General features: G+C 69.5%; 1 protein-coding gene. It reads right to left on the bottom strand.

The window, feature by feature from the left end; genetic code table 11:
• Positions 1-203: AMP-binding enzyme (locus ACV22W_RS33825; protein WP_448023893.1), on the bottom strand; the 203-nt coding region annotated here is incomplete at both ends.

Genomic DNA, 203 nt, shown 5'->3' with positions numbered 1-203 from the left:
CCCTTGGCGAGCGAGCGCAACAGGCGCCGCATGATCTTGCCCGAGCGCGTCTTCGGCAGGTTGTCGCCGAAGCGGATGTCCTTCGGCTTCGCGATCGGCCCGATCTGCTTGCCGACCCAGTCGCGCAGCGTCTTCGCGAGCGCCGCCGCCTCCTCGCCTTCCGGACGCGAACGCTTCAGCACCACGAACGCGACCACCGCCTC

The sequence above is a fragment of the Burkholderia sp. AW49-1 genome, assembly GCF_053427845.1.
This window is presented reverse-complemented; position numbering and strand designations above follow the sequence as displayed.